Genomic DNA, 5,520 nt, shown 5'->3' with positions numbered 1-5,520 from the left:
GGCTCAAGGTCCTTCTTGGCAGATAATCCGCGGATTAGGCACTGCCAACTGGCCGATGTATGGCCCCTGAAACCCGGACACTGGCGTATAGCCATCAATCGTGGCAGCGGCATGTGTATCCGCTTGCTACTCTGTCCCTGTTTTCCGCTACAGACGCAGGATAAAAGCTTAGGCTGAATACCCAAAGACCCAGTGTCACAATCAGACTTATCAGTCATTGCAAACAGCAGTTGCCGCGCACGAGCCGACCATGGTCCTTTGTTGCGCGGTCGGAATCAGGAAAGCTCAGGATGAACACGGCGCAATACCCCGAATACAGTAGCGATCCGCGTTTTTATCAGCAGTTGGCTCAACTCGTCTCCAGCACCGGCTGCGCTACATTTGCCGGGCACATGCTGCAACTGGTGGATGCACTGGTGCCCATTCACGGGCTTGGCCTCAGTGAATGGACGCTGGACCTGCGCCAGAGCAGCATCAGCCGTATCAACCTGCTCGGCGGTGCCGGCCTGCAATACGACCCGCCCACCACTGAAGCGCCGAACCATCCGCTGCTGCCGAGCATCCTGCACATGCAGGACCCCTTGCTGGTGCAGCTAAAGACCCCGCTGAGCAAACAACACCCGCAGCGCAACACCCACCAGTGCAATCTGGTTTCAAGCCAGGGCGACCGTCGGCGGATCATCTGCTTTTACCGCCTGACGACCCTGCGCGCGTTTTCCCTGAGCGAACTGTCGTTGCTCAAAAGCCTGTCTGACACCTTGTTGCCGCTGGTCGAACATCACGCACAAAGCCTCGTCCAGGCTGGCAGCCGGGGCGCACGCCAAGAGCCGGAGCCCGGCTCTCTGGATCAGGCGTTCAGCGGCCGACTGGCGCAGGATTCGATCACGCTGTCCGCACGCGAACAGGAGGTTTGCCTGGGCCTGTTGACAGGCGGAACCGTGGCTGAAATGGCTGCGCGGCTGAAGGTCAAGAACAGCTCGGTGGAAACCTACCTCAAGCGCGCCACCGCCAAACTGGGGGTCAGTGGGCGGCATGGGCTGGCACGCTGGATGGCGGGTGGCTGAGGCTTTCGGGTTGCGAAGCGTCACCTGTGTCTGCTGGCGTTCAAGTCTTGAAATAACGTGAAACAAAACAGCCGAATAACAGAAAGGGCCGTACCCGGCCTTTTCCCTCAGCCCTTCTGTCTTCAATCAAGCCGTAACGCCCCTCTTACTGCGATGCTGCGCCGGTTCATCAGCCTTTGCGCGTCGCGTCATCCAGGGCAAGGATGGTGTGGGCGTTGGTGACCGTTGTCGCCAGTGTGTTGATCACGCCCGAGCGCAAAGCCCCTAATGTCGCCGCCGCCTTGGTGTTTTCACTGGCGATGGCCACCACGTCCGGGATGCGAAACAGCTCCTGCACGGTCAGGCCGATCACCCTGCCCTGAATGGTGTTGACCGCTGGCTGGCCATGAATGTCGATGAAATCGTAACCCATCATGTCGCCGACGGTGCCGGACAGCCGCGCCTGGTTGCAGGACATTACCGAAGCCGGTATCGGCGACAAATGCCTGATGGACACTTTGATTCCGGCAGTCGAAGCCTTCGAGCAGGCACACGCCAATGGCGCCTCATTCAATGAAGCCCTTGATGCAATGAAAAACGCCGCAGCACAGGGGCGCGACTCGACCAAGGACCTGATGGCAAAAATCGGCCGCGCCAGCCGTCTGGGTGAACGCTCGGTGGGTGTGCTGGATGCGGGGGCGGTGTCGTGCTGCCTGATACTGACGCAATTGGCAGATTCAGTGCAGCCCAGGCTTAAAGCCGGTTGAAATACCCGGCTATCAAAGCTCGAATCGAATCCGCCGTTCGCGACGCTGTGCTTCCGGCAGCGCCTCGCCGTGTCGGACCGCCGCCAGCAACTGCTCGACGCCCACATGTATGGCGTCGGCAGGCACGTTGCACGGTTTGAAATTCGCCACGTTGTCGAGACCTTCGCGGTGCGCGCGAATGATCTTGACGTCCTGCTGAATCACGATGTGCGTGTACAGATGAATGAACGGGCGCAGCATTCTCAACACCCAGCGGGGCATCGGAAACCGGTAGGCGATGTAGGTATAGACGCGTGACTGGCGAGCATTGACCGGAGTGATCTGGCTGACGATTAAAAAGCCGGAGCGTGCGCCCCACAGGTAGTCACAAAAGGTCACATTCGGCGCCAGAAAGCGATCCGTGTGCACCAGCGGTTCGCCGTCCGGGTTGGTCAGCCATTGCATCAGGCCTATCTCGTCCACTTCATCGTGGTAAACCACCTCGATGCTCTGCGCCTTGCAGGCCAGCGTCGCCTCCATCGCCCGACCGCTGCTTGAGCGAAAAATACCCTCATGAACGAACACCGTATGCGGCACATCGAGAAAGTTCTGCACCAGACTGCCCACATCGGCGTCGAAGGTGTTGATCATGAAATAGGATTGCCACGGACGCTCGCCATAGGCAGGAAGCCGGAAGATCGGGGTGTCATGAGCATCGCCTGCGCCGGTGTACACCCAGACCAACCCATCCTGCTCGCACACTGCAAAATGACGCTGCCGATAGCGATAACCGGGCGACTTCGGTTCGCCCTGCCCGGCATCCACGCTGGGAATATGCACCACATGCCCGTTCGCGTCGTAGCGCCAGCCGTGATACGGGCACACCAGGCAATCATCCGTGATTTTGCCTGCCGACAGCCGAGTGCCACGGTGCACGCACTGGTCGAGCAGCGCCGCCGCCTGGCCGCTGCGCTGGCGAAAAAGCACGATGTTCAGGCCAAGAATCGTCGCCCGGTAAGGTTTGCCTTGGCGCAACTGCTTCTGTGTGCACGCCACATACCATTGCTCACGCGTACCGTCTTCAGGTGTGTCGGTCAGAGGTGCGGGCATTCGAATTCTTCCGTGATTGCTAGGAGCGCATTGGCCGTGTCCAGACGACTGATCAGTGCACGCGGCTTGACGTCGCCCGCACGAACGCCGGTTGCCTCCGCTGCGCGTTGCAGCAGCGCTGCCAGTGTTTGCGCGCCGCCACTGACAAAGCGCACACGCAATGGCCCCAACTGGCCCAGCGTGCGCGCATGGGCATAGTGAAAGGAGCCTTGCAGCACTGTTTCAATGCTGTTTGCCAACACCTGGCCGGGTGTAACCGCTGATGTCGACACAAGGGCCACATAATGCGGCGGTGTATTTCTGGAGTCAGGGATCAGGCAGGCGCTGTCTGCACTGTCGATGCACTGCGCCAGAACGCCCTCGACCAGCTGTTCATCCAGTTTCTCACCCACCAGATCGCAGGCACTTGCGCTGCGCCCGACAAACGCCACGCGCGGTGTACCTGCATGGTTGCCGACCATGCGCACCCGATCGCCCAAGACATACCGGTAAAGCCCCGCCCCGGTGGTCAGCAAGACTTGCGCGGTTTCGCCCATGCGTAACGAGCGAGCGCCTCTCGGCAGCCCGTCGTCACCGACAAATTCCAGATAATGACTGCCAATCGCCAGTGGACAGCCCTGCCCTTCGCCAAACGGCACACTGACCACGCCTTCGGTAGCGAACAAGCCTTTTGGCAACCAGCGCGCCTGAGGAAAAAGCGCCGCCAATTGCACGGCGTACCCATGACTCGGTCCGTCCATCCAGCAACTGACCGCTGCCAGACGCGGCCATAACTCGGTGAAGACGCCCTGCGCGCGTGCATGGCGCAGGGCCAGTTTGCGCGATGCTGGCAGCATCGCTTCGAGCCAGGCACAGGTCTGCCGTTCGGTGTCGAACAGCGGTTGCAGCAGGCTGGTCAGAAACGTCGGGCTCCACACGCTGATAAAGCTCAGGTCGGCGTCGGCAACCAAGGCCAGCAGTGTCTGCCTGCGCCAGTGCACTACATCATGAGCCAAGTCGGGAATCAGTAACGTGCCCGCCAGCCCGGCAATCGCACTGCCTTGCAGGTATTGCAGATCGCTGACACTGCCCACCGGGATGCCATTGGCGCTCACCGCCGGTTGCTGCAAAGGCGGCGACATTGACCAATAGCCACTGCCGTGGCTGATTTCCGGCACCTGGCGGTACATATCAGCCAGCCATACCGTCAGTGAACCCTGCAACTGCGCAAGAAATTCCGGCGTGTAGGGGATGAGTTTCTGCAACGCGCTGTTGCCGCTGCTGCGCTCGAAAAACAATGGCGGGCGAGTGGTCAGCACCGCGCCGCTTTCGTGCTGGGCGCGTTCGATCCAGGGCTGCAATTGAGCGTAAGTGTGCATCGGCACCTTATCGCGAAAGTCGCCAGCGTTGCGGATGCCGGCAAAGTCGTGGACACGGCCAAACGCGCAGTCGCGATTGGCCGACAACATACCCCGCAACAAACGCTCCTGAGCCTGCTCGGGGTGCTCGAAATGCGTCTGCCAGTGGTCCAGCGTGGCGTGCGTGCTGTCGATGAATGACTGCCACAGGGCTCTTCTCACGTCGCCATCGGCCTGCATCAAAAGTAGGTCTTGTCGAGCGTGGACAGGTCATCGGGCAGGCGCTGCGGCGGCGTGAACACTTGCAGCCAGCCGAACCACAAAGGCCGGGTTTCCTTGAGGTTGGAGGCCGCATGCATGTGCTGCCAGTGCATATGCGAATGGCGGTGATGAGTCAGGTTGTAGTTGAAGTTGAGAAACGCCCAGCGAACCACACGCGGCGCACGCATGTTGTAGGCACCTTCGACAACATCGATCGGGGTGCGCATGTGGTACACCCACTGCAGTGACGACCAGGAAAAACCGAAGGCGATGTAGGTTATCAGCACCACTTCCCAGGTCCAGCCAAACAGGTACGCGCACGCCAGCCACACGATGATGCCTGCGATGACTTCCTTGCGGATACGCCGAAAGTCGCTGATGGAAAAGTCCTTGAACGCCGCCGCATAGGTGTTGACCTCGCCGCTCTGCGACCAGCGATCGGCCACTCGCGGTGGCAGCAAAGGCAACAGCAGGCTGCCGATGAACGCCGCCAGCCAGATACCGCCGAGCACCGCAAAGTAGTATTCCAGGCGTTTGCGCAGCAGCGATTCATCCGGCATGGCGAAATCTGCAAGTTCGGCACGGGTGCGGTTTCGCGTGTGGTGCCCCAGGTGGTTGATGTGGATCAGCGTTGCGGAGGCGCCAAACAGGGTGGAGGCCCAGCACATCATCAGGTAATTGGTGGTCTTGTTGCTGTGCGCAAGGCTGTGAAACGCCTCGTGCATCATCGAAAACACGCCTTGCATGACCAGGCAGAACGGAATCAGGATCAGCCATTTCCAGGCGCCTGCGTCGGTGTGTGACAGCCAGGTGAGGGTCGCACCCCAGAGCAGCGTCTGCACGGCCAGCACCGCCAGATTCGCCGTGTCGAAGCGGCGTGCCGACAAAATATCCTTATACGTGCTCATAAGTAACCGTGTGTAAAAATGCGGAGTATACCTGCCTGCGCGTCACGACGGTTATTTGGCCGTTTCAAGCCTGCCGGACTCTGGCACACTGTCGGCCCTGATCATCACGGTAAGC

Annotated in this window: 4 protein-coding genes and 2 pseudogenes; 2 read left to right on the top strand and 4 right to left on the bottom strand. The window is 60.2% G+C overall.

The features are described 5' to 3' along the window. Positions 1-290 precede the first annotated feature (290 nt). Positions 291-1,064 carry a helix-turn-helix transcriptional regulator gene (locus PSPTO_RS14615; protein ID WP_005762368.1) on the top strand — a complete coding sequence of 258 codons (774 nt, stop codon included), beginning with the start codon at positions 291-293 and terminating at the stop codon, positions 1,062-1,064. Positions 1,065-1,233: 169 nt separating this feature from the next. Here the strand turns inward: PSPTO_RS14615 and PSPTO_RS14610 are convergent. Continuing rightward, a pseudogene (locus PSPTO_RS14610) lies at positions 1,234-1,509 on the bottom strand (sugar-binding domain-containing protein); the annotation flags it as partial. 1 nt (position 1,510) lies between these two features. On the opposite strand from PSPTO_RS14610, the pseudogene PSPTO_RS14605 reads away from it, so the two are divergent. Next, a pseudogene (locus PSPTO_RS14605) lies at positions 1,511-1,810 on the top strand (dihydroxyacetone kinase family protein); the annotation flags it as partial. A 12-nt stretch (positions 1,811-1,822) separates the two neighbouring features. On the opposite strand, the gene PSPTO_RS14600 reads toward PSPTO_RS14605, so the two are convergent. The 3 genes from PSPTO_RS14600 to PSPTO_RS14590 are packed head-to-tail and all read right to left on the bottom strand — an operon-like array spanning position 1,823 to position 5,405. After that, on the bottom strand, positions 1,823-2,899 hold the full coding sequence (locus PSPTO_RS14600) for a Rieske 2Fe-2S domain-containing protein (protein WP_011104216.1): 1,077 nt from the start codon (positions 2,897-2,899) through the stop codon (positions 1,823-1,825). Beyond that, positions 2,884-4,476, bottom strand: a complete 1,593-nt coding sequence (locus PSPTO_RS14595) for a GH3 family domain-containing protein (protein WP_046463528.1) — start codon at positions 4,474-4,476, stop codon at positions 2,884-2,886. The genes PSPTO_RS14600 and PSPTO_RS14595 overlap by 16 nt, the downstream gene beginning before the upstream one ends. Further along, entirely contained in the window at positions 4,476-5,405 is a 930-nt protein-coding gene (locus PSPTO_RS14590) for a fatty acid desaturase family protein (protein ID WP_005762378.1), read from the bottom strand. The genes PSPTO_RS14595 and PSPTO_RS14590 overlap by 1 nt, the downstream gene beginning before the upstream one ends. Positions 5,406-5,520 lie beyond the last annotated feature (115 nt).

Source organism: Pseudomonas syringae pv. tomato str. DC3000 (genome assembly GCF_000007805.1).
Lineage (GTDB): Bacteria > Pseudomonadota > Gammaproteobacteria > Pseudomonadales > Pseudomonadaceae > Aquipseudomonas > Aquipseudomonas avellanae.
This window is presented reverse-complemented; position numbering and strand designations above follow the sequence as displayed.

What these genes read in the sequence shown, in the direction of transcription:
- PSPTO_RS14595 (WP_046463528.1), bottom strand. Translation starts at nt 4,476, where the DNA reads ATGCAGGCCGATGGCGACGTGAGAAGAGCCCTGTGGCAGTCATTCATC.
- PSPTO_RS14590 (WP_005762378.1), bottom strand. Translation starts at nt 5,405, where the DNA reads ATGAGCACGTATAAGGATATTTTGTCGGCACGCCGCTTCGACACGGCG.
- PSPTO_RS14615 (WP_005762368.1), top strand. Translation starts at nt 291, where the DNA reads ATGAACACGGCGCAATACCCCGAATACAGTAGCGATCCGCGTTTTTAT.
- PSPTO_RS14600 (WP_011104216.1), bottom strand. Translation starts at nt 2,899, where the DNA reads ATGCCCGCACCTCTGACCGACACACCTGAAGACGGTACGCGTGAGCAA.